The organism is Rhizobium sp. BK538, from assembly GCF_014197575.1.
GTDB lineage: Bacteria > Pseudomonadota > Alphaproteobacteria > Rhizobiales > Rhizobiaceae > Rhizobium.
The window spans coordinates 53063-76520 of the sequence record NZ_JACIFT010000027.1 but is presented as its reverse complement, the minus strand read 5'-3'; the positions used below and the strand labels follow the sequence as shown (position 1 = coordinate 76520).

Below are 23458 nucleotides of genomic sequence, written 5' to 3'. Positions count from 1 at the left end.
GTTGGAGATCGGAGGGGCATGCGCCCCTTGCCATCAGGCGTCCAGCCAAACGCGGGTCGCGACGTAGCCGTTCGACATGTCGTTGCCGATATCGTGGACATAACCCTTCACCTGCTTGGTGGAGGCGTTCACGAAATCGTTGAACATCGGCAGGATCAACCCACCTTCGTCGCGCACCATCATTGCCATGGTGCGGTACATGTCCTTGCGCTTGGCTTCATCAAGTTCGCAGCGGGCCTGCAGCAAGAGCTTGTCGAAGTCAGGACGCTTGAAACGGGTGTCGTTCCAGTCCGCCGTCGAGAGATAGGCGGTGGAATACATCTGGTCCTGCGTCGGCCGGCCACCCCAATAGGAGGTCGAGAAGGGCTGGACGTTCCACACGTTGGTCCAGTAGCCGTCACCCGGCTCGCGCTTGACCTCGATCTCGATCCCGGCCTTCTTGCAGCTTTCCTGATAGAGGACGGCCGCATCGACAGCGCCGGGGAAGGCGACTTCGGAGGTGCGCAGAAGGACCGAGCCGCTATGGCCTGATTTCTTGTAGTGGAAGGCCGCCTTGTCGGGGTCGTAGGCGCGCTGCTCGATGCCCTCGGGGAACAGCGCATAGGTGGTGTTGATCGGGAAGTCATTGCCGACCTTGCCGTAGCCGCCGAGGATCTTCTGCACCATGGTCTCGCGGTCCACGGCGTATTTGAGTGCCAGGCGCAGGTCGTTGTTGTCGAACGGCGCCTTGTCGCAGTGCATGATGAAGACATAATGGCCGCGGCCAGCGGTCGAGAGTATCTCGACGTTGGGCGCGCGTTTCAGCAGGTTGACGGTCTTCGGGTCGACGCGGTTGATATAGTGCACCTGGCCGGACGACAGTGCCGCGATGCGGGCGGTGGCGTCGTTCATGCCGATGATCTCGATCGAATCGACATAACCGCGGTCAGTGCGCCAGTCGTCCTTGTTTTTCTCGAAGGTGGCCCGCACGCCGGGCTCGAAGCTCGTCAGCTTGTAGGGACCGGTGCCGATCGAGGCCAGCGGATCGTCGACGCCGCCATTCGGCTGGATGACCAGATGGTAGTCGGACAACAGCAGCGGCATGTCGGCGTTGCCTTCGCTGAGTGTCAGGACGAGATTGCCGCCATCGGCCTTGACCTCCTTGATCGAGCCGAGGACACCGAGTGCGCCGGATTCCGACTTCGCATCGGTATGGCGCTTGAGCGTCGCAACGACGTCGTCAATCGTCAGTTCCTTGCCATTGTGGAACTTGACGCCCTTGCGGATCTTGAAGGTCCAGGTCACTGCATCCTTCGACGGTTCCCAGGATTCGGCGAGCGCCGGCACGGCAGCGCCCGTCAGCGGATCGGATTCGACGAGCATGTCTCCCCAGCAGCGGCCGACGCAGAACATGAACTGCGACAGGAATTTCGCCGGATCCTTGGAATCGGTGGCCGCGCCACCTTCAAGGCCAATCTTCAGGTGGCCGCCGCGCTTGGGTTCGGCGGCCTTGGCACTTTCGGTGAACAGCTTGTCGGCGACGGCAAGTGTGATGCCCGCTGCCATGGCGCGACCCATGAATTCACGGCGGCTGAGCCCGCCCGCGGTGACACGGCCTGCGAGATATTTGGTGTAGTCGTTCATTCCCCAGTTCCTTCTTTTATGGTGCGTTGACAGAACTTCCGGGCAGATCCGCAGGCGGTTTCCTCTCCGCCTCCGGTGCCCGCATCATGCGGGAAAATGCTGCGGTTGCCGCCGCCTCGTCATTGTCCTTTCCAAATGGGGTTTCGCTTCTCGGTGAAGGCGAGCGCGCCTTCCAATTGGTCTTCGCTCGCATAGAGCCTGTCGACCGTCGCAAACTGCCGCTTGGTGATCTTGTTCATGGCGGTCTGGAACGGCAAACCCTCTGCTTCGCGCACGATTTCCTTGATGGCGGCATAGACGAGCGGCGGACCGCTTTCGAGCAGTCGGGCAAGCTCCCATGCCCTCTCCATGAGCCGCTCGGCCGGCAAGACCTCGTTGACGAAACCCCAGCGATGCGCCTCGTCAACGTCGAGCCAGCGGCCCGTCAACAGCATGTCCATGGCGATGTGGTAAGGGATGCGCTTCGGCAGCTTGATCGACGCTGCATCGGCAACCGTACCCGAGCGGATTTCCGGCAGGGCGAAGGTCGCATGTTCGGTGGCAATGATCAGGTCGGCCGAAAGCGCGATCTCCAGCCCCCCACCGCAGCAGATGCCGTTGACCGCACAAATGACAGGCTTGTTGAGGTCGCGCAATTCCTGCAGCCCGCCAAAGCCGCCCACACCGTAGTCTCCGTCGACCGCATCACCGGCGGCGGCCGCCTTCAGGTCCCATCCGGCACAGAAAAACTTTTCGCCCGCGCCCGACACGATGGCGACGCGCAATGCCGGATCGTCGCGGAAATCTCGAAAGATCAACCCCAAGGCACGGCTGGTCGCAAGGTCGATGGCGTTCGCCTTCGGCCGGTCGATGACGACTTCGAGCACTCCGCCGTCGTTTCGTGTGCGAATGTGGTCGTTCAACCTATGCTACCTCCTCCGCCGTATCAGGGCATCAACGGCGGCAACGCCGCGCCCTTCGGGAAGAACCATCAATGGATTAATGTCGAGTTCCTCCAGGTGTGTTGCGTTCATTACGACATAATCTGCCGCTGCTGCGACAGCGGCGACCGCGGCTTCAAGGTCGCCTTTTGGCCGCCCGCGATAGCCAGAGATCAATTTTGCGAGTTTGAGCCTGGAAATCGCTGCGTGAATGTCCGTTTTCGTCGCCGGAAGCGGCAAGATGACGGAATCTTCAAGCAATTCGACGAAGATTCCGCCCGCACCGACGGTAAGCGACAATCCGAAAACAGGGTCGCGGATGGCGCCGACAATGAGCTCAGCGATCGGCGGATCGATCATCTTCTCGACGAGATAACCGGCATTCGGCGGCATGGCCGTTCCCGCATTCGATACCGCCTCACTATCGTTGAGGTTGAGTGCGACGGCCCCGGCCTCGGTCTTGTGCGCAATGCCGAGACCCTTCAACACGACCGGGAAACCGAGCCGTTCAGCCAGCTCAGCTGCTTCACCGGGAGAAGAGGCCGACAGCCCCTCAGGAACCGGAAGTCCGAAGGCGGCGAGTTCGGACTTCGCATCGGCCTCCGTCAGCGTCTCGATCTCTCCGGCTACCAAGGGCACATCGAGCAACGGCAGGGGAAGCGGCGTTTTCCACGCCCGCCCTATGCCGGCTGCGACTTCCGCGGCGGCGATCGTTTCGTCGATGCCGCACAAGGCAACGATGCCGTTTGCCATCAGCCGTTCGGCTATCGGCTCCGGCATATTTTCCGGAAGGGTCGCGAGAAGGCCGGCAAGCGCACCGGTTGCGGCGGCGGCCGTCATGACCGCCTCAACGGTCATCGCCCATTCGGACGCATCGCAGCGGTCACCACGCGGGAAGTCGAGGACGACGAGATTAAGAGCATATCCACCTTCGAACATGGCGCTGAAGGCTTCGGTCTGGCGTGCGAAATCGCCCCACACAAAGGTATGGTAATCGAGTGGATTGGAAAGCGTCACCATCTCGCCCAAGACCCGCCGCAGCCGTGGCAATTGCTGCGGCTGCAACGCACCGAATTCCACGGCCCGGCCGACGGCGGCATCTGCCATCAGCGAAGCCTCGCCTCCCGAACAGCTCATCGACGAGATCGAATGGCCTGCGAGCGGGCCGGCGACATGCAGCAGCTTCAAGGTTTCCAAGAGCGCCGGCAAGCTCTGGACGCGGCCGAGGCCGAGGCGGGCGAGCACGGCATTCGCGACGGCATCACTGCCGGAAAGCGAGGCGGTGTGCGACACGGCCGCACGCTTTGCCTGCTCGGACTTGCCGACCTTGAGCACGACGACCGGCTTGCGTGAATGGCGGGCCGTGGCGGCCAGGCGTTCGAGTGCAGCGAGATCGCCGAAGCCTTCGACATGAAGGCCGACCGCTGTGACGCGCGGATCGTCGATCAGCGCACAGGCAACGTCGCAAAGCGATGTTTGCGCCTGGTTGCCGGCAGTGACCATATAGGCGATGGGCACGCCACGGGTCTGCATGGTGAGGTTGATGGCAATATTGGAGGACTGCGTGAGGATCGCGACGCCGCGTGCCATACGCCGCATGCCGTGCTGATCGGGCCATAGCAGCGCGCCGTCGAGGCCGTTGATGAGCCCGTAGCAGTTTGGCCCGAGGATCGGCATGTCGCCGGCTGCTTCCAAAAGGGCCTGCTGCAGCTCGGCGCCGTCGCTGAGTTCCGCCGTCGCCTCGCTGAAGCCCGATGCATAACAGACTGCCCCGCCGGCGCCGGCCCGCGAAAGGCTGCGCACAATCTCGACGGTCAGCATCCTGTTGACGCCGACGAAGGCAGCGTCGGGTGCCGAAGGCAGATCGGATACCGAGCGATAGCAGGGCCGCCCGAGCACCTCGCCAAGCTTGGGGTGGACGGGCCAGATCTCGCCGGCAAAACCCATGCGGTCGCACTGCTCGATCACTCTGCGCGCCTCGCGGCCGCCGAAAACGGCGATCGTTTGCGGTCTGAGCAGGCGGTCGAGCGGGCCAGGCGTCATCGGCTCACGCTCCTAAAGGTCTAAGCAGGTCGCGGCTGATGATGTGCCGCTGGATTTCTGAGGTGCCGTCCCAGATGCGCTCGACGCGCGCATCGCGCCAGAAGCGTGCAAGCGGCAGGTCGTCCATCAGGCCCATGCCGCCGAAGATCTGGATTGCCTCATCCGTCACGCGGCCCAGCATCTCGGAGGCATAGAGCTTGGCCGAGGCGATCTGGCGGTCTGCCGAAAGGCCGGCGTCGAGCCGCCAGGCGGCTGAAAGTGTCAGCCACTCGGCTGCGTCGATTTCGGTGATCATGTCGGCAAGCTTGAAGGAAACACCCTGATTGGCGCCGATCGGCTTGCCGAACTGCTTGCGCTCGGCGGCGTAGGACAGGGCCATGTCGAACACGCGTCGTGCCCGGCCGATGCAGGTGGCGGCAACCGTCAGCCGCGTGCCGTAAAGCCATTGATTGGCGATATCGAAGCCGCGATGTACTTCGCCGAGCACCTGGCCTGCGGGAATCCGGCAATCTTCGAAGCTCAGCGTGCAGTTGTGGTATCCGCGATGCGAAACCGAATCATAGCCCTTGAGGATTTCAAACCCGGGCGTGCCGCGATCCACCAAGAAGGCAGTGATCTTCTTCTTGATGCCTTTTGGCGTGTCCTCCTCGCCCGTCGCGGCAAAGACGATCACGAAATCGGCGACGTCGGCATGCGAGATGAAATGTTTCGTGCCGTTCAGGACGAAATCGTCGCCGTTGCGGCGGGCGGCGCATTTCATCCCGCGCATGTCGGACCCGGCGTCCGGCTCGGTGATGGCAAGCGCGTCGATCTTCTCGCCGCGTACCGCAGGCAGGAGATAACGCTCACGCTGCTCGCCCTCGCAGGCCATCAAGATGCCGCAGGGCCGGCCGAAGAAAACCGTCAGCCCCAGCGAGCCGCGCCCGAGCTCCCGCTCGACCAGCGTGAAGGTGGCATGGTCAAGGCCGGCGCCACCGATCTCCTCGGGGAAATTGCAGGCGTAAAAGCCGAGATCGATGCATTTGCGCTGGATCTCGCGTCCGAGCTCCGGCGGGACGATACCGGTGCGCTCGACCTCGTTCTCATGCGGATAGATTTCGGATTCGACGAAGGCGCGGACCGTCTCGACGATCATTTCCTGTTCTTCGCTCAGTCCGAAATTCATGCCGATCCTCCTACCGTTTTTGGCCGACGTGACGGCCGACGCCTTCAGGCACCGTCAACGTCGCGTGCGCTTGCGCAATCACCTTCGCCTTGTCGTACACAGCGGCCGGTGCAGGGACAGCCTTGCCTGCCATGGTGTCGACATGCAGCAACATGTGCTCGGCCGTGGCGAGAACCTCGTCCGTGGCCGTGCCGTAAAGGGTGTGGAAGACATGCAGCCGTTTCTCGTCGACAGACAGGATCTGGCAGGTCGAATGGATCGCCTGGCCGAGCTTTGCCTCGCCGAGATGGCGGATGTGGGTTTCCACTGTGTAGTAGCTCTGTCCCGCCTCGACATAGGCGAGATCGACGCCGATCAGGCGCAACAGCGCATCGGAGGTGTCGCCAAAAACCTGCAGGTAGCGGTGTTCGGTCATATGGCCGTTATAGTCGACCCAGGCAGGGCTGACTTTCGTTTCGACGAGCCTCAGCGGCTTCGACGGGTCAAAAGACACGGTTGCCCTGCCGCCTTGCGCCCAGAGCGATTGCTCGAAGTCCTGCAGCAGCTTGCCGGCGCCCCATCCCTTGCCGCCGTGGCCACCCTTGAGGGCTTGCAGGATGCCGACGAGATTTTCGTCGCGGATGCGTTCGAGCTCGCGGATCGAGAGGCCAGCCGCCTGTTCGTCGGATTGCCGGCCGATCTTTTCGATGAGAGCCTCGTCGAGATCGACGACATCGGTGAGCTTGGTCCAGGGCCAGGCGAGGCAGGGACCGAACTGGGCGAGGAAATGGCGCATCCCGGCCTCGCCGCCGGCGATGCGGTAGGTCTGGAACAGGCCCATCTGCGCCCAGCGCAGGCCGAAAGAATAGCGGATGACGTCATCGAGGGTCTCGACGGTGCAGATATCGTCATGGATGAGCCACAGGGCCTCGCGCCACAGCGCTTCGAGCAGCCGGTCGCCGACGAAGGCCTCGATTTCCTTGGCGATGTGGACGCCCTTCATGCCGATCGGCGGCAGGCTGTCCATCGCTGCGCGGATAGTCGCCGCTGAAGTCCTCTCGCCGCCGACGATTTCGACGAGTGGCAGCAGATAGACGGGGTTGTAGGGATGGGCGACGAAGAGGCGTTCGGGATGCGTCATGTCGCGCTGCAGATCGCTCGGCAGCAGGCCCGACGTGGAAGAGCCGATCAGAGCGTTGGGGCGCGCAGCCGCATCGATCTCAGTCAGGACGCCGCGCTTGAGGTCGAGCCTTTCCGGCACGCTTTCCTGAATCCAGTCGGCGTCGGCGACAGCTTCCTCCAAAGTCTTGCAGAAGTTGAGCCTGCCGCGCGGCGGCAAGGGTGCCCCGGTCAGCATGGCATAGGCTTTTTCGGCATTGGCGATTACTTCGCCGACGATGCGGCCCGCTTCCGGATGCGGGTCGAACACATTCACGTCGATGCCGGCCAGCAGGAACCGTGCGATCCATCCGCCGCCGATGACGCCGCCACCGATACAAGCCGCCTTATTGATCCCTGCCATCCCGTCCTCAGCGCTTCGTCAGTTTGAGTTTCTTGCGGACGTCGTCCGGACCGATGATCCGCGCGCCCATGCCTTCGACGACCTGCACGGCCTTTTCGACGAGCTGCGCATTGGTGGCGAGCTGGCCCTTGCCGACGAAGAGATTGTCCTCGAGCCCGACGCGCACATTGCCGCCCGCCAGCACGGCCGCCGCCGGATAGGCCATGGCGTTGCGGCCGATCGAAAAGGCCGAAAAGGTCCAGCTCTCCGGTACGTTGTTGACCATCGCCATGAAGGTATTGAGATCATCGGGCGCGCCCCAAGGAATTCCCATGCACAGCTGGATCAGTACCGGATCTTCGATCAGGCCTTCCTCGGCAAGCTGCCTGGCAAACCAGAGATGACCGGTGTCGAAGGCCTCGATCTCGGGTCGCACGCCAAGATCCGTCATCTTCTTGGCCATGGCCCGCAGCATGGCCGGCGTGTTGGTCATGACATAGTCGCCGAGGTTGAAATTCATCGTGCCGCAGTCGAGCGTGCAGATTTCCGGCAGGCATTCGGCGACATGGCTGACGCGCTCGCTGGCGCCCGCCATATCAGTGCCTTTCGCATTGAGGGGAAGGGGGGCTTCGACATCCCCGAAGATCAGGTCCCCGCCCATACCGGCGGTGAGATTGAGGACGACGTCGATATCCGCCGAGCGGATGCGGTCGGTGACCTCCTTGTAAAGGTCGTTGCGACGGCTGGCCGCACCCGTTTGCGGATCGCGGACGTGGCAGTGAACGACCGCAGCACCAGCCTTGGCCGCGTCGATGGCGGATTCGGCGATCTGCTTGGGAGTGATCGGCACGTGACTGGATCTGGAAACTGTATCGCCGGCGCCGGTAACAGCGCAGGTGATGAAAACATCGCGGTTCATCGCAAGAGGCATATTGTCGTTCTCCCCGTCTTGTCCGCATTACGCGGCAGGATGAATGAAGATGCTTTGCAATTTCGGAGGCGATCGATACATTGTCAGAATTAAAGGGAGGTGGCTTTGCTGCAGCGATCGACGGAACGGCTCGATATTGACCTTCTCGTCCTGCCGGATACGAACCTGATCCTGATCGCGTCGGTCATCGAGCCGCTGCGCGGCGCCAATCGCATTTCCGGCAGCGAGCTCTATCGCTGGCGGCTCCTGACGCCAGACGGTGCGCCGGTCCCGACCACCAGCCATATCGCCGTGCCCGCCCAAGGGGCCTTCCGGGCGACGAGCGAGGATGCGCCGCTTTTCGTGCTTGCCAGTTACAATTGGCGTCGAAGCGCGACGCCGGCGCTCAAGATGCAGCTCTCCCAGGCTGCCCGCTACCGCAAGGTGATTGCCGGCATCGAGTCCGGCACATGGCTGCTGGCCGAGGCAAGCCTACTCGACGGACTGCCGGCGACCGTCCACTGGGAGGACTACGAGGATTTTGCGCTGGCCTATCCGCAGGTGAGGGCGGTGAAGGATCGTTTCGTCATCGACGGCAAGCGGCTGACGACATCAGGTTCGCTTCCGACCGTGGATCTGATGCTGGAGGTGATCAGGCAACGGCAGGGTTATTCGCTGGCACTCGAGGTCAGCCGGCTGTTCCGTTACGAGCAGCCTTCCTTCCATGCCGACGAACAGCTTTCCGCAGCCTCGGCAGGGCTGCGCATGCATGATCCCCGCGTGGCACAGGCAGTGCGGCTGATGGAGGAGCATATCGAGCAGCCTCTCATTCTGGCGCGGTTGGCCCGCAAGGTGGGCATCAGCGCTAGGCATCTGCAGGATCTTTTCCAGCAGAACATCGGCGCGCCGCCGCATGTGCACTATCTCGCCCTGCGTTTGAATGCGGCCCGCCGCAAGGTAATTGAGACGACAGCCTCCTTCGCCGATATCGCCGCGGCGACCGGTTTCAACTCGGCCTCGGCCTTTGCGAGAAGCTACCGGACGAGTTTTTCCGAGAGCCCATCCGAGACCCGGCGCCGATTGCGCCGCCGTATCACGTCATCGCCGACATAGGCTGGAACGCGTCCCGTACCATTTCGGCCAGTTCCCGGACGGCCTCACTGGAGCGAAAAGTGCTCCGGCGGAGCACGACCTTGGAGGAATCGACCGGCGGGAAACCGTCTTCGGCGGTCAGCTCCCGGCAGCCGGGCGGAATGTTGCTGCGGGAAAGCGTGGTGACGGCGAGGCCAGCCGTCACGGCGTTTTTCAACCCCGAGCCGGTATCGGCGATGAATGCAATCCGGTAGTTGCGGCCCAGCTGCTCCAGCGACCGCAGCGCAAAATCGCGCGACCAGATGGAGTTGCGATAGGTTGCAACAGGCAGGGGATCGATGTCATGCAGCCGGTGGACCATGGATGTGACCCAGACGGTCGGATCGATGCAGAGAACCTCGCCGTTCGTCTGGTCGCTCCAGTCGAAAACGACGGCCAGATCGAGCTCGTCGCGCTCCAGGGCGGCAATGTTGCGGACCGTATAGTCGCAGGACACGGTGACCTCGACGGCCGGGTGGCGTACGGCGAAAGCCGCAAGTGCCGCCGGTAGCACCGTCTGGCTGTATTCCTCGGGAATTCCGATGCGAACCGGCCCATCCAGCGGTTTGCTGCGGATCGTCGCGGCAGCCTCGCTCAACAGGTCAATGATCCTGCGGGCATAAGGCACAAGCTGTATGCCCTGGCGCGTCATCAGGACGCCGCGAGCGCCCCGTTCAAACAGAGTTTCGCCGATCGTCTCCTCGAGCCTCTTGATCTGGGTGCTGACGGCCGACTGTGTCCGCCCAATGCGCTGGGCAGCCGCGGAGAAATTGGACGTCTCTGCGACGACTAGAAAAGTTCTGAGTAAGTCGCTCTCGATTGGCTCGTGCATGAGTAGCCATAGAAAAAATCGATGATAGCTATCTCAACTATTCGTTTGTCTAATGTCAACTCCTGGCGCAGAAAAGAACGGCGTTCGACTTCCTTCTTTGAGAATATCTGCGTGACCATAGAAAATCCGGCCAGACGCCTCGCAGGCAGCGAGCATGGGAAGGGTGTGCTTCTCATCGTTGCCGCGACGCTTGCCTGGAGCGCGAGCGGTGTCTATTCGCGGCTCCTGACCACCGACGTATGGACAGCGATCGCCTGGCGGTCGTTGTTCGGCGGACTGTTCCTGCTGATCCCCTGTCTTTTCCTCGAAGGGGGTATCTCACGGCGGCAATGGCGTTCCGTCTTCCATCCGTCCGGTCTTGCCATGATCGCATGCCAGACTTTCAGTCAGGGATGCTTCATCGGGGCGCTTTACATGACCACCGTCGCCAATGTGACGATGATCTATGCGACGACGCCCTTCATCGCAGCCCTACTCGGCTGGCTCATCCTCAAGGAGAGGGTTGCCAGACGGACGCTGATTGCCGGCGGCATCTCGTTCTTCGGCGTCGCGGTCATCGTCGCCTCGTCGATTGGCGGCGGCACGGGTTGGGGCGATCTGCTGGCGCTCGGCATGACTGCGTCCTTCGCGCTCGTCATCGTCATCCCCCGCATCGATCCCGACGTGCCGAGCCTGCCGCCGACCGTCGTCAGCGCTTTCCTGACCCTCGTCATTTTTGCTCCGTTCGGTTCAGTGAGCTCGCTCGATCTGCACAACTGGATCGTTCTTGCCGCCTTCGGCGCGACCAATTTCTCCCTCGCGCTGGTGCTCTTCCTTGCCGGGGCAAAGCGGATGGCGCCGGCGGAAGCGGCGCTCATCGGCACGATGGAAATCGTGCTCACCCCCTTCTGGGTCTGGCTGTTGTTTTCCGAACAGCCGCCCGTCGCCACCTATTTCGGCGGCGCGATCATTCTTGGTGCCGTGTTCTGGCACACGACTGACCGCATTGCGCCTAGAACAGGATAACAGCCAAACAGCCGCCCATTTTCACGCCGGCGGTCATCAAACCTGTCCGGACGGTCGGCAAGCCATTGCTTCTGCTCTCAACAGGGTTGAGCAGCGACGTGAAGGTCGTCGCAATGTTGTGATGCCTGCAGGCTTTTATCCCATCCGCTCCGATGCGTAGCTCCCTGGGCTCGGCGGGAACACGACGCTACGATTGCCGTTCAAGAAGACGCGGTGATGGATGTGCGCATGGATCGCACGCGCAAGCACCCAGGTGCTGGCAATGACAATGAAGCGACAAACCAGCCCGCAAGCAGGCTGTTGCGCGCAACCGTTGTTGCCTGCAAAACACCGTTGCTTTTGAGCCGTCATCTACTCAGGAGCTATGGCAGTCGGAGGTCCGCTGGCCTCGTCGCGCCCGTGGCCGAAAATTCGACGTTTGACAGCCTCTCTGACGGTTTGGACGAGGATATACAGAAGTGGGATAACCAGGAGGCCGACGACAGTGCCAACGAGTAGTCCTCCCAGGACTGTCGTACCGATTGCCTGCCGGCTGGCTGCTCCCGCGCCCGTGGCGACGACCAAAGGCACAACGCCAAGCACGGACGCCATCGCAGTCATCAAGACGGGTCTAAAGCGCTGTGCCGTTCCCGCGGTGGCTGCTTCCATGATGCTGAGGCCTCCTTCGCGGCGTTCCTTGGCAAATTCCACGATCAGGATCGCATTTTTCGCAGCAAGCCCGATAAGCAGCAACAGGCCGATTTGCGCGTAGATATTGAGATCGATGCCACCAATCACGAGACCGCCCAACGCTCCGACAACGGCCACCGTCACCGACAGCATCACCGCCAGCGGCACGCTCCAGCTTTCATATTGAGCGACGAGGAAAAGGTAGGTGAAGAGGATCCCCATGATGAGGATGATTGCTGTCTGATTGCCTGCCTGCCGCTCCTGCAGCGCCAAGCCGGTCCACTCGTAGCCGAAGCCGGGGGGCAATTTTTCCACCGCGAGCGTTTCCATGGTCTCCAGCGCATCGCCGGTGCTGGAGCCGGCCGCTGCCTGGCCGTTGATCGCAGCCGACGGGAAGAGATTGTAGCGGTTGACCGAGTTCGGACCGTAGACGGTCGAAATCGAAAGCAGTGCCTGCAGCGGAACGAGATTGCCGGACTGACCTTGCACCCGCAATCGCTGAATATCTTCAATTCGGGTTCGGAAACTGGGCTCGTCCTGAATGCGTACCTGGTACACCCGCGAGAAGATGTTGAAGTCGTCGACATATGACGATCCGAGGTGGGATTGAAGCGTGCTGAAAATCGTTGCTGGCGAAACGCCGAAAAGTTCGGCGCGCTTCCTGTCGATATCGAGATAGATTTGTGGCGTATCAGCAGAAAAAGTGCTGAATACGCTGGCCGTCTTCCCCGTCTGGTTTGCCGCTACGATCAGACCGCGCATCACTTCGGCCAGTTCCTCCTGACTTTGCCCTTCGCGCGCCTGAAGACGGAAGTCAAACCCCCCCGTCGTACCGAGGCCGGGTATCGCCGGTGGATTGAACGGTACAACCGACGCGGTCGAAATCGTTGCGAATTCAGCGCGTAGTCGGTCTATCAGTGCAAAGACGCTTTGATCGCTCTCCCGCTCATTCCAAGGGCGCAATGCCGCGATGACCATTCCCGAGTTGGAGCCCCCGCCACCCACCATGCTTGAGCCGGCGATTCCGATCGTATTTGCAACGCCAGGGGTTCGCTGAAGCACGGAGCTGACCGTTGCAATTGTCTGCTGCGTTCTTTCCAGGGATGCCCCGCTTGGCAATTGCACGTTCATGAAGAGATAGCCCTGGTCTTCGGCAGGAACGAATCCAGTCGGCAAGACACGATAGAAGCCGTAAATGCCGCCGAGAACGGCTACAAGGAGCAAGGCAGCTAGAACCAGCCTGCGGGAAAAAACCTCCAGCAAGTTCAGATAAAAGCGTCGTGACGCATCCAGCCCCTTGTTCACCTTGCTGAAAAGTCGTGACGGGCTGTGTCGCGCGGGCCGGAGCATGAGAACGCATAGGGCCGGGCTCAACGTCAACGCATTGATCGTTGAGAAAGTGATCGTGACCAGAATCGTGACGGCAAATTGACGGTAGAGCTCACCGGTTATGCCGGCAAGAAAGGCCACCGGAATGAAAAGGGCGGCCAAGACCAGCGTGGTGGCGACGATCGGACCCGTCACCTCGTTCATGGTGCGCAAGGTCGCTTCCCGTACGCCAACGCGGGCTTCGCTCATCACTCGCTGAACATTCTCCGCAACGATGATTGCATCGTCCACCACGAGACTGATGGCGAGTATCATCGCAAACAGGGTGATGGTGTTGGCCGAATATCCCATGAGGTAGAGCACGGCGAAGCCGCCTACCAGCGAAACGGGTATGGTCAATGTGGGGATTACTGTCGCGCGCCAGTCTTGTAGGAAGATAAAGACCACGGCGACGACGAGGGCAAAGGTAATGGCCAGCGTGACGAGAATTTCTTCGATCGTCTGTCGAACGAAAGCGGTCGTATCGAAAACCACCGTATACGCGACGTCGTCGGGAAACTGCTTCGATAATGTCTCCAATTCTTTGAGGACAGCGGCGGACACGGCCAGGGCGTTGGCATCTGACGATTGATAGACGACCACCGTCGCACTGGGCTGCCCGTTCAAGGTGGAGGCAGTGTCATATGATTGTGCGCCGAGTTCTACTCGGGCAACGTCGCGGATGCGTACGATCGCGCCATCCCGGTTCGTACGAACGATGATGTCGCCGAACTCGGTTTCGCTCGCAAGCCGTCCTCGGGCCATAACGGTCAACTGCATTTGCTGGCCTGCTACCAACGGCGGTGATCCGAGCTGCCCGGCTGATGCCTGAGCGTTCTGAGCCTGAATGGCCGCAGTCAGATCGGCGGCCGTTACTGCGAGGGCCTGCATGCGGTCAGGGTTCATCCACACGCGCATGCTATAGGTGGGGCCGAAAACGCTCGCTTCTCCGACGCCGGGGAGCCGGGCGATCGCGTCTCGGATGTTTATCGTCGCGTAGTTGCTGATGAAGATTTCGTCTTTCGTACCCCTCGGCGAGTAGATCGCGAAACCGAGAAGCATGCTCGACGAACGGCTTCTCACAGACACACCGGTCTGGGTCACCGCAGCCGGAAGTCGCGGCGTTGCCATGGCCACCCGATTCTGAACGTTGACCTGGGCGATTGCAGGGTCTGTCCCCGCGGCAAATGTCACCGTCAGACTGTATGTGCCATTGTTGGTGCTGGACGACGACATGTAGAGCATGTCTTCGACGCCGTTCACCTGGTCCTCGATCGGCGCTCCCACGCTGTCCGTCATGACGCTGGCATTGGCACCGGGATAGCTGGCAGTTACCTGCACCTCCGGCGGTGTAATCTGAGGGAATTGAGCGACCGGTATCAGGAGAAGGGAGACGGCGCCCGCGATCATCATGACGATCGCAATGACCATCGCGAACCTTGGTCTGGCAAGGAAGGGTCCGGATATATTCATTGCTGTGTACCAGCTTGGGGCGCGACGGAGGACGGCGAGGCTACGATGCCTTCCGGAGCCACCGGCGTGACATTCACGACCGCTCCCTCGGAGACGTTCTGCAGTCCCTCCACGATGAGGTTCTCGCCCCCTTTCAGTCCTTCGTCCACAGCCCAGTTTCCGTCGACCTGCTTTGAGACTTTTATGCGCTGGAGCGTAACCTGCTTCTTCTGATCGACAAGCAGGACGAATTTGCCCACGCGGTCTTGCTGGACAGCGCCTAACGGGACAACCGGGCGCATCTTCCGTTCCGCCTCCGATATGATGACTGTCACGAACTGGCCTGGAACGAGCAGGTGCTCTGGATTGCTAAACAGTGCTCGAATTGCCAGTGTGCCCGTTGTCTCGTCGATTTCGTTTCCGAAAAACTCGATCTTGCCCGGCTCACTGTATTGCTGGCCATTGGACAGACGTAAGGTGGGCTCATACTTCCTGGCCAGATCGTCTTTGCCTATGCCGCCCGCGGCAGCCCGCAGGTCAAGGATCGACCGGTCGCTGACGGAGAATACGACGCGGATCGGGTCCATTTCGACGACGCGTGCGAGTATCGGTGAACTGCCGCTTACGAAGCTTCCAATTGACAACTCTGCTGCCCCGATGCGTCCCTCGATCGGGGAGGTTATTCGACTATAGCTGAGGTTTAGCTCTGCTTGCCCTACTCGTGCCTGCGCCGACAAGACGTTCGCTTGAGCCGTTTCCACCGCAGTTTGGCTCTCCTCCAGCGTGGCGCGCGAGACGGTCTGTGAGCTCAATGACTGATTTCGTTCGAGCCGTCGTTGCGCGTCCGTCAGCGTTGCCTGAGCGCTTGCAAGGGAAGCCTGGGCATCTTCGAGGGAGATTTCGAGCGATCGCTTGTCGATGAGAAAAAGATCCTGATCCTTCCTGACGATCTGGCCTTCGTCGAAAAGCCGCATGTCGAGGAAGCCTTCGATCCGTGAGCGGATGTCTACCGCGTCCACCGCTTCGACACGTCCGACGAATTCATGCTTTGCAGAGACATCTTCAATCTGAACGCTCGCTATGCCGACGGTTGGCACCGTCTGCCCCAAGACGCCCTGAGGCGTTGACATAAACGCGACGAGGAGTGCGCTCAGATAGGCCGGTGAAACTCGACGTGGCACTTTCATCGATCAGTCTCCAACGAACACGAGGAAGTCTATCAATTCAAGGCATCGCGAACTGCAGGTCAGCGGCGGCCGCAAATGCTACCAATAGTCGTGACAATCGGCAATGCTTGGCAAGATTTTCGCTCTGAGGTGAGCCCAGGAGCCTCTGCTCGGCCGCAATGGCCTGATCCGGCGCTCCTCGGGCGCTATCGTCCAATTTTGCTCAACCGGCCGACGACACTTTCGATAAGACTGTCTTCGTCGCGATTGCTGAAGATGACTGCTGCGATCTCGATCCCCTCGCCGGGTTCGAGCAGGTGGCCCTTAACCAATCTGAACGGGAGCTCGCTGCCGTTAAAAGATTGAAGCGGGGCCGCTGTGATCGCGGCTGCGGCGAGGCGGTCGCGGTTCTAGAGGTTGATCCCAGGCTTTGATGGGGCATTCCTGTCTTCCGAATCGAAGGATGCACTATGGGCCAGGTTCTTCATGGGAGCGCCACGACGACAGAGGCAGTCCGTCGAGCGATACACCACAGTCAAGAGAGCCTGAGGACGCTTTCGAAGCGTTACGGGATCAATCAAAAGACCCGTCCCCAAGTGGCGGAAGCGGACGTCTGTTGCAGACCTTCCAACCGGCTCGAGAGCGGCAAACCCGGTGCGCACGCAGCGAGTGCCCCGAGAACTTGAAGGGCGCGCCTTATTTCGCGCATATGGCCGCGAATGCCGGCGGCCATAGCGGCCCGCTTGACCGGGCGCGCCACTTCCTTGTCGTTCCAACGCTCTCGCCCTACAGACTTTCCCTGTCCGGTGACGTGGCGAAACAGGGGGCCTATCGGCAAGCCTGAGGAACTTGGTCCAGGTCTCGATGGCGACGACGCAGCAGGTCGCATCCGACGACCCGCGGCCGACCTCCACCTCGCGCCGCCAGCCGGTCTTGCCGCGCAGCGTCAGCAGCAGGCCCTTATCGAGGATCTCGATGCAGCCGCGCCCATCCTCCATTTGATCACGGCCAAGGTCCGCCCCGGTGATTTCGGAGCGTCGCTAGCCTCGGGCACAATCAGTTAGATCAAATGCTGGGTAGAGCAGGGGAGAGGACGATGTCAGGCAGGTTGTCCGACGCAGCTTCGCCGGCTACAATCATGCCGCCCCGATATCGGTCCGGGAAAAGTCCTCGCCGATGAAGTGCAGCGGTTCGTCCGCGCGCTTTGCCAAAGCGTAGGAAAAGCATCGGCGAAATTCAATGCCGCTGATGACGGCCCTTGCCGTAGGTCAACCAGGCATGCGTCGCCAAATCGACTAAATCGGAATCGACCGGGATGATGTCCGCCTCGATCTTACGGAGCCACAGATCGATTTCGGCCAATGCGTGTTCTCCGCGCTGGCTGACCAGCACCAAGCGCGCTTCGAGCACGCATGTCGCCGGAACTAGGCGAACTGGGCTGGCGACAAGCGCTCTTTCGAGTTTCGCCGCCTCAGGTTCGTTACGCAGGATCGCGACGATGGCGGAGGTATCGATCACCATCAGTTCGGAATTCCATGCCCGTCATAGCCGACGATCTCCTCGTCACTGCGACTGTCCAGTTCCGGCAGGCGCGCCACCAACGCGTCCGGCACTACTCGATCTCGAACTTTATGATGCTCTTTTTGAACTCAAGGGATTTCGCCATCTCGTGCGCCACAAATACGGTTTCGACCTGAAGCCCGACAAGGTCGCCGCAAACCTCGAGCTTCTCAAGTCTGCCTTTCCCGCGTTCATTGACGCGGTGATCCGGCTAGAGAGGGCAATGAGGAGCGGCGACGATCACGACGGCGGAAACGGCGAGACGTTCAGCGCCGGACGCTAGCGCACCATTTGGTGGCAGTTGCTTTTATGAGGGGGGGGCAACACGGAACTGTCGTCAGGGTGACATTTTTTGCACTCCGTCGGTTATTGCGGCATCCATGGTCTGAGCCCCGCGCCTTTTAGGCGAACCAACCTAGTGAGATTTGTAGTCCGGCAACGTCTCGGCGGGTACGACGATACCCGCATAATGAACCGGAACGTCTTCGCGGTCACGAAAGCACCGGCCAAACGCGCAAACAGCGACATAGATCCCATCTTCGTTCAGGACGCGGTAGTTCTGCACCGTGGGATGCTCCGCAACAATGGTGTCGTTGATCTGTTTGGCCAGGGTCGGCGCATCCTGAGGATGAATACGCTCCATGTAGGTCTGTAGCGGCAGGCCATGTTCTGCTTCGTCAGGCTCAAGGCCAAACAACCGCGCAAGGGCGCTGTCTGCATAGACGAGATTGCTCCGGAGGTCCCACGTAAACAAACCGGCATCGGGCATCGGTTCGCCTGAGATTTGCGTGGAAAACAGGTGATCGCCTTGGGGTATCATGGCCGCTCCTCAGAGACCGATATGAGGAGAAGATGGAGCAGCCCTGTTCTTCCGCAAGTTGGCACTTCTCAGTACCGGGCACTCCCCAGAAGTTTAACTCGACGTGCTCACCGTTACTGTCGGACGAGTGCAGATTTCATCTAGGGTCGAAAGGATTTTTCGGACGCCGTAGTGGGTGGTCGAATAGTAGATTGTCTGGGCGTCACGTCGTGTTGTTACGATCTTGCCTTCACGTAGTCTCGCCAGATGCTGGGATAGAGCCGACTGCGAAAGACCAACTCGTTTCGCGAGCTCGCCGACGTTCAGCTCATTGTCCAGGAGAAGGCTGGCAATCACGAGCCTTTTTTCGTTTGCCAGAAGCGCAAGCAATCTTGCCTCTTCATGGAAGTTTGTATCGCTGTGCATTTCAGGGATTCACCTAACTTCGAAAACTCGCGCTTACTTAAACGTAAGGTGGCGAAATTGCTATGGCAGCTTGATCGAAATTGATTGATCGACTTTGGGCGAAGAGACGGTCCGTCCGACTGTGGCTGCCAGCGCGTATGAGCGGCGCGCGCAATGGTCTCGGGCGAAGACATTTCCCTGGATCGGACGGTGACGTCGGCCATCCGTGAAAGTCTTTTCGGGCAGCCTCTTTTCGCGCAGCCCCGATTTCTCGAAGGTGACCGACAACCTTAGCTGTCCGTCAGTTCAACCTTTGATTGCGGCCAAGACAACGTGTCGAGGGCTACTAGCTCGAATATGGGAGAAATGCTGCCCTGCAAAAAAAGCCAGTTCGCATCGCTGCAGCTTTTTTGGCGATGCAGCTTGACAATTTATTGCTGATGCCGCTTCCTGTGAAAATCCAATAAAACAGACAGGTGTCCGGAATATTGGACAAGAGCAAAATGTTCACAAGGGGAACGCCATGACATCTTCTTTTCGTGTCGGCCTGATCGCTTTGGCCGCAGCCACAATTCTTTCCAGCCCGGTTCTCGCGGACGGGAGCAAGCTCGACGAGGTGCTTGCTCGCGGTCACCTCGTCATGGGGACGGGCAGCACCAATGCGCCCTGGCACTTCAAGAGCGCCGATGACAAGCTCCAGGGGTTTGACGTCGATATGGGTCACATCATCGCCAAGGCTCTCTTTGGCGATCCTGAGAAGATCGAGTACGTCAATCAGTCCTCAGACGCCCGCATTCCGAACATCACCACGGACAAAGTCGACATCACCTGCCAGTTCATGACGGTGACGGGCGAGCGAGCCCAGCAGATCGCCTTCACGATTCCCTATTACCGTGAAGGTGTCGGCCTGATGCTGAAGGCTGATGGCAAGTATGCCGACTACGCAGCGCTTAAGGCTGCCGGCTCATCGGTGACAATTTCGGTCCTGCAGAATGTTTATGCAGAAGCTATGGTTCATGCCGCGCTTCCAGAAGCGACAGTCGACCAGTATGACTCCGTAGACCTGATTTATCAGGCATTGGAATCCGGCCGTGCCGACTCCGTGGCCACCGACCAGTCCTCGCTGGCGTGGTACATGACCCAAAACCCCGGCAAGTATAAGGATGCAGGCTTCGGCTGGAATCCGCAGACCTATGCCTGCGGCGTCAAGCGCGGCGACCAGGATTGGCTGAATTTCGTCAACACCGCCCTTCACGAAGCCATGACCGGTGTCGAATTTGATGCCTATGCCAAATCGTTCAAGACCTGGTTTGGCAAGGATCTGACGCCTCCGCAAATCGGCTTCCCGGTCGAATACAAGTAAATGGCCCGAGGGAGCGGGTCCATCCCGCTCCCGCTTCTGGAGGGGCGGCCTACAATGGGTTATACGCTGAATTTCGCTGCCGTTTGGCGCAACTTCGATTTCCTACTTAGCGGCTTGATGTTGAGCCTCGGCTTGGCGGTGATCTCGATCTTGATCGGGGCTGTCCTCGGCATATTTGTAGCTTTCGCGCTGCTTTCGAGGAACCGCCTCATCGTCGTGCCGGCGCGCTCCTATGTTACTGTGATACGAAATCTGCCGATCCTCGTTCTCGTCTTGTTTGCGTTCTTTGCGCTGCCTCAGATCGGCTTCCGGCTCGACAAGATAAAGAGCTTCGTCCTGGTTCTGTCGCTCTACTCGGGAGCGTATCTGGCGGAAGTTTTCCGCGCTGGACTTCTTTCTATTCCAAAGGGATTGACGGAAGCCGGAATGGCGATTGGCCTAACGTCGATGCAGATACGCACCTCGATCATAGCGCCACTGATGATCCGCAACGTTCTGCCGTCGCTATCGTCGACAATCATCTCTCTCTTTAAGGACACATCGCTTGCCGCAACGATCGCCGTGCCCGAGCTGACGTTTGCAGCGCGCAAGATCAACGTCGAGAGCTTCCGTGTCATCGAGACCTGGATAGTCACATCCGCTCTCTATGTCGTCACCTGTTTCCTCATTGCCGCCCTGATGCGCCTTGTCGAGCGGCGTCTGGCATTGCCGAGGTAAGCCAATGTCTCAAACTTTTCTCGATCAACTTTGGATCGCCCGCCATGTCATCGTGAATGGCGTCGCGATGACGGTATCGATCTCCCTGCTGGCCATCCTCGCAGGCTCGGTGCTCGGGATCTTTGTCGGTCTGGCTCTGGTTTATGGAAACGGTGTGCTGCGCCTGATCGTGAGGGCCTATACGGATGTGATCCGCGGCACGCCGGTTTTGGTCCTTGTCCTCGCCAGCTACTACGTCTCGAGCGCCGTGGGCATCGAATTGGGACCATTCGCGGCGGGCGTTCTGGCGCTGGCGATATTTTGTTCATCCCACGTCGGTGAGATCGTTCGCGGTGCCCTGCAAGCCATCCCGAAGGGACAGACCGAAGCTGCAAAGGCGATCGGACTGACGTTCACGCAGACGTTCACCTCCGTCCTGTGGCCTCAAGCCCTGCGCCAGTGTCTGCCAGCCTGGGTCAATACGGCGGCAGAAATGGTGAAGGCATCGACGCTTTTGTCGGTTATCGGTGTAGCGGAGCTGCTGCTGCGCACGCAGGAGATCATCTCCCGCAACTTCATGAGCCTGCAGTTCTACTTCCTGGCAGGAGCCCTCTATTTCGTCGTCAACTTCGGTATCGAGCGTTTCGGCAAATTCGTCGAGCGCAAGACTGCCCTTCCATCCTGAGGAGGCCGATCGATGGCCAAGACAATGCTTGAAATCAAGGGCCTGCGCAAAACTTATGGCCAACACGAGGTTCTCAAAGGCGTCGACTGCTCCGTGCAGGAAGGCGAGGTCATTTCGATCATCGGCTCGTCCGGCTCGGGCAAGACCACGATGCTGCGCTGCGTGAACATGCTGGAGGAATTCCAGGGCGGCACGATCAGCCTCGATGGCGAAGAGATCGGCTACCACGTCCAAGGATCGACGCGTCGGCGCAAGACCGAGAAGGAGATTGCCCGTCAACGCGCTCTTACGGGAATGGCGTTCCAGCAATTCAACCTGTTCCCGCACCTGACTGCAGCCCAGAACGTCATGCTTGGCCTCATCAAGGTCAAGAAGATGCCGAAAGCCGAAGCGCGCTTGATCGCCGAGCGTTGGCTCGACCGCGTCGGGTTGTCGGCACGAACCAATCATTACCCCGGCCAGCTTTCCGGTGGTCAGCAGCAACGCGTGGCAATCGCCCGCGCAATCGCAATGTCACCACGCCTTATGCTGTTCGATGAGGTGACCTCGGCTCTTGATCCCGAACTGGTGGGTGAAGTGCTGCAGGTGATCAAGGGTCTCGCGGCAGACGGCATGACCATGCTGCTGGTCACCCATGAGATGCGCTTTGCCTACGAAGTTTCATCGCGTGTCATCTTCATGAATCAAGGGGTCATCTGCGAGCAGGGTGATCCAAGGGAGATGTTCGTGAGGCCCAAGACCGAGCGCTTGGCTGAATTCCTGAAGACCTCCAGCTTCAACTAAAAGAGAAAGTGAAAAGAATGACGATCAAGCGCTATGGGGCCGGTGAAACTGGCGCAGGCGGACAACCACTTCCCTTCGCCCGAGCCATCGAAGCAGGCGGCTGGCTGTATGTTTCCGGTCAGGTCCCTATGGAAAAGGGGGAGATTGTCGGTGGCGGAATCGTTGCCCAGAGCCGAAAGGCGATCGAAAACCTGATTGCCATTCTCAATGAGGCGGGCTACAGCCTTGAAGACGTCGTGCGCGTGGGCGTTTGGCTTGACGATCCGCGCGATTTCTGGAGCTTTAACGGCGTGTATGCCGACTATTTCGGCGAAAACCCTCCGGCGCGCGCTTGCGTCCAATCACGCATGATGGTCGATTGCAAGGTCGAAGTTGACTGCGTTGCCTACCGCGCGGATCGCGCCTAATACTGGAGAAAAGCATGGCTGAGGCTGGTGTCGACACAGTGTCGCGGCGCACCCGAGGACTGGATCGTGCCTTTGAGATCCTCGAATTCCTGCGCGTGAGGCGCCAGCCCATGCGGCCAAACGAGATCGCCGCCGAGATCGGTGCGCCGCGCTCCTCGGTCTACGAGCTCGTCAACCTGTTGCTCAGCCATGGAATGCTCGACTACTATCAGGACGATGGCCGGGTCTATCTCGGCCGCCGGCTCTATTTCCTCGGCACCGCCTATGCCGAACAGTTCGACCTCATGCGCGAATGCGAGCGCATGCTGATCCGCCTCGCAGAGGAAACCCGGGAGACGGCGCAGATGTGCGTCCTCGAGGGTACGAAGTATACGGTGGCTATGATGCGGGAAGGCATCCGCCCGTTCCGCATTTCCTCAAATGTAGGCGAACTCGTCTCGATACCCTGGACGGCCTCGGGGCGGCTGCTCGTGTCGCACCTGTCCGACCGCCAGATCCTTGACCTCATTCCCCCGGACGACTTCGTCCTGCCGAACGGCAGGCGCCTCGATCCAGCCGACTTCATCGGCCAAGTCCGCAACGCGGCGCGCGACGGCTATTTCACCTTCAACAGCGAAGTCGAGAACTTTACGCATTGCTTCGCCGTGCCGGTTCATCAGGCGGATGGTGCATGCATCGCGACGCTATGTTTAGTCGCGCCGCGCGAAGATGGCCTGCGCAATCGGGCGGCCTACCTTGAGAGTCTTCTCGACGCTGCATCGGAAATATCCGAGAAGCTCGGCTATTCACGCAACTCGGATCGGCGTGTTGGCGCGCTAAGCTAAGGGCACCTGGCGACAAAGCCAGACGCGGACCATTTCCCGCGCGGCTTTTCTTCTAGGTCAACGCGGTGCCTTTTCGCCCTTTAGGAAGCTAAGTCGTCGCGCAACTTTGCCAGCAGTACGTCGAAGCTCAGCACGGTAACGTTATAGGTTGCTTCTTAAGCCGAGCCGGCAA

At 60.2% G+C, this 23458-nt stretch carries 20 protein-coding genes and 4 pseudogenes; 10 read left to right on the top strand and 14 right to left on the bottom strand.

What is annotated here, in order from left to right; all coding sequences use genetic code 11:
* Window positions 1–33: 33 nt before the first annotated feature.
* The 6 genes from FHX09_RS25985 to FHX09_RS25960 form a co-directional block, all read right to left on the bottom strand.
* Window positions 34–1623: an ABC transporter substrate-binding protein gene (locus FHX09_RS25985; RefSeq protein WP_184450811.1), complete on the bottom strand. Its 1590-nt coding sequence runs from the start codon at window positions 1621–1623 to the stop codon at window positions 34–36.
* A gap of 119 nt (window positions 1624–1742) precedes the next feature.
* A complete protein-coding gene (locus tag FHX09_RS25980) occupies window positions 1743–2525 on the bottom strand; it encodes a carnitinyl-CoA dehydratase (protein WP_132593615.1) in 783 nt (260 codons plus the stop codon).
* Window positions 2526–2531: 6 nt separating this feature from the next.
* Window positions 2532–4586 (bottom strand): acetate--CoA ligase family protein, encoded by a 2055-nt coding sequence (locus FHX09_RS25975; protein ID WP_132593613.1) that lies wholly within the window; start codon window positions 4584–4586, stop codon window positions 2532–2534.
* Window positions 4587–4590: 4 nt separating this feature from the next.
* Entirely contained in the window at window positions 4591–5751 is a 1161-nt protein-coding gene (locus tag FHX09_RS25970; protein WP_183722856.1) for an acyl-CoA dehydrogenase family protein, read from the bottom strand.
* Between the two features lie 10 nt (window positions 5752–5761).
* Window positions 5762–7252 carry a carnitine 3-dehydrogenase gene (locus tag FHX09_RS25965; protein WP_184450810.1) on the bottom strand — a complete coding sequence of 497 codons (1491 nt, stop codon included), beginning with the start codon at window positions 7250–7252 and terminating at the stop codon, window positions 5762–5764.
* Window positions 7253–7259: 7 nt separating this feature from the next.
* On the bottom strand, window positions 7260–8162 hold the full coding sequence (locus FHX09_RS25960) for a 3-keto-5-aminohexanoate cleavage protein (protein WP_132593607.1): 903 nt from the start codon (window positions 8160–8162) through the stop codon (window positions 7260–7262).
* A gap of 99 nt (window positions 8163–8261) precedes the next feature.
* Here FHX09_RS25960 and FHX09_RS25955 point away from each other — a divergent pair, with 99 nt between their 5' ends.
* Window positions 8262–9254: a GlxA family transcriptional regulator gene (locus tag FHX09_RS25955; RefSeq protein WP_132593605.1), complete on the top strand. Its 993-nt coding sequence runs from the start codon at window positions 8262–8264 to the stop codon at window positions 9252–9254.
* Here the strand turns inward: FHX09_RS25955 and FHX09_RS25950 are convergent.
* The gene (locus tag FHX09_RS25950; RefSeq protein ID WP_132593603.1) at window positions 9235–10104 is read right to left on the bottom strand and encodes a LysR substrate-binding domain-containing protein; all 870 of its coding nucleotides are present in this window, start codon (window positions 10102–10104) and stop codon (window positions 9235–9237) included. The two genes, FHX09_RS25955 and FHX09_RS25950, sit on opposite strands and share 20 nt — an antisense overlap.
* Window positions 10105–10215: 111 nt before the next feature.
* On the opposite strand from FHX09_RS25950, the gene FHX09_RS25945 reads away from it, so the two are divergent.
* Window positions 10216–11109 (top strand): DMT family transporter, encoded by an 894-nt coding sequence (locus tag FHX09_RS25945; protein WP_132593601.1) that lies wholly within the window; start codon window positions 10216–10218, stop codon window positions 11107–11109.
* 135 nt (window positions 11110–11244) lie between these two features.
* Here the strand turns inward: FHX09_RS25945 and purU are convergent.
* The 3 genes and pseudogenes from purU to FHX09_RS25930 all read right to left on the bottom strand — a co-directional run.
* Window positions 11245–11364 (bottom strand): annotated as a pseudogene (gene purU / locus FHX09_RS25940) (formyltetrahydrofolate deformylase); the annotation flags it as partial.
* Window positions 11365–11460: 96 nt separating this feature from the next.
* Window positions 11461–14619 (bottom strand): multidrug efflux RND transporter permease subunit, encoded by a 3159-nt coding sequence (locus FHX09_RS25935; protein ID WP_184450809.1) that lies wholly within the window; start codon window positions 14617–14619, stop codon window positions 11461–11463.
* Window positions 14616–15785 (bottom strand): efflux RND transporter periplasmic adaptor subunit, encoded by a 1170-nt coding sequence (locus tag FHX09_RS25930; protein WP_132593597.1) that lies wholly within the window; start codon window positions 15783–15785, stop codon window positions 14616–14618. Before FHX09_RS25930 ends, FHX09_RS25935 begins: the two co-directional genes overlap by 4 nt.
* 449 nt (window positions 15786–16234) lie before the next feature.
* Here FHX09_RS25930 and FHX09_RS25925 point away from each other — a divergent pair.
* Window positions 16235–16400: pseudogene (locus tag FHX09_RS25925) on the top strand (IS481 family transposase); the annotation flags it as partial.
* A 21-nt stretch (window positions 16401–16421) separates the two neighbouring features.
* On the opposite strand, the pseudogene FHX09_RS30130 reads toward FHX09_RS25925, so the two are convergent.
* Both FHX09_RS30130 and FHX09_RS25920 read right to left on the bottom strand, forming a co-directional pair.
* Window positions 16422–16816 (bottom strand): annotated as a pseudogene (locus tag FHX09_RS30130) (integrase); the annotation flags it as partial.
* Window positions 16817–16900: 84 nt separating this feature from the next.
* Window positions 16901–17285, bottom strand: a pseudogene (locus FHX09_RS25920) (type II toxin-antitoxin system VapC family toxin).
* On the opposite strand from FHX09_RS25920, the gene FHX09_RS25915 reads away from it, so the two are divergent.
* Window positions 17263–17607 carry a hypothetical protein gene (locus FHX09_RS25915; RefSeq protein ID WP_183722848.1) on the top strand — a complete coding sequence of 115 codons (345 nt, stop codon included), beginning with the start codon at window positions 17263–17265 and terminating at the stop codon, window positions 17605–17607. The pseudogene FHX09_RS25920 and the gene FHX09_RS25915 sit on opposite strands and share 23 nt — an antisense overlap.
* 132 nt (window positions 17608–17739) lie before the next feature.
* On the opposite strand, the gene FHX09_RS25910 is transcribed toward FHX09_RS25915, so the two are convergent.
* Both FHX09_RS25910 and FHX09_RS25905 read right to left on the bottom strand, forming a co-directional pair.
* A complete protein-coding gene (locus tag FHX09_RS25910) occupies window positions 17740–18144 on the bottom strand; it encodes a PAS domain-containing protein (RefSeq protein ID WP_132593595.1) in 405 nt (134 codons plus the stop codon).
* Between the two features lie 93 nt (window positions 18145–18237).
* A complete protein-coding gene (locus tag FHX09_RS25905) occupies window positions 18238–18549 on the bottom strand; it encodes a metalloregulator ArsR/SmtB family transcription factor (protein ID WP_132593594.1) in 312 nt (103 codons plus the stop codon).
* Window positions 18550–19051: 502 nt separating this feature from the next.
* Here FHX09_RS25905 and FHX09_RS25900 point away from each other — a divergent pair.
* The 6 genes from FHX09_RS25900 to FHX09_RS25875 are packed head-to-tail and all read left to right on the top strand — an operon-like array spanning window position 19052 to window position 23286.
* Window positions 19052–19891: a transporter substrate-binding domain-containing protein gene (locus FHX09_RS25900; protein ID WP_007800155.1), complete on the top strand. Its 840-nt coding sequence runs from the start codon at window positions 19052–19054 to the stop codon at window positions 19889–19891.
* A 54-nt stretch (window positions 19892–19945) separates the two neighbouring features.
* The gene (locus FHX09_RS25895) at window positions 19946–20608 is read left to right on the top strand and encodes an amino acid ABC transporter permease (protein ID WP_132593593.1); all 663 of its coding nucleotides are present in this window, start codon (window positions 19946–19948) and stop codon (window positions 20606–20608) included.
* 4 nt (window positions 20609–20612) lie between these two features.
* Window positions 20613–21272: an amino acid ABC transporter permease gene (locus FHX09_RS25890; protein WP_007800158.1), complete on the top strand. Its 660-nt coding sequence runs from the start codon at window positions 20613–20615 to the stop codon at window positions 21270–21272.
* 12 nt (window positions 21273–21284) lie between these two features.
* Complete coding sequence (locus FHX09_RS25885) at window positions 21285–22055, top strand: amino acid ABC transporter ATP-binding protein (protein WP_132593591.1); 771 nt, start codon at window positions 21285–21287, stop codon at window positions 22053–22055.
* A gap of 17 nt (window positions 22056–22072) precedes the next feature.
* Entirely contained in the window at window positions 22073–22462 is a 390-nt protein-coding gene (locus tag FHX09_RS25880) for a RidA family protein (protein WP_132593590.1), read from the top strand.
* Window positions 22463–22476: 14 nt separating this feature from the next.
* Window positions 22477–23286, top strand: coding sequence for an IclR family transcriptional regulator (locus FHX09_RS25875; protein ID WP_007800163.1), 810 nt, complete (start codon window positions 22477–22479; stop codon window positions 23284–23286).
* Window positions 23287–23458: the final 172 nt, after the last annotated feature.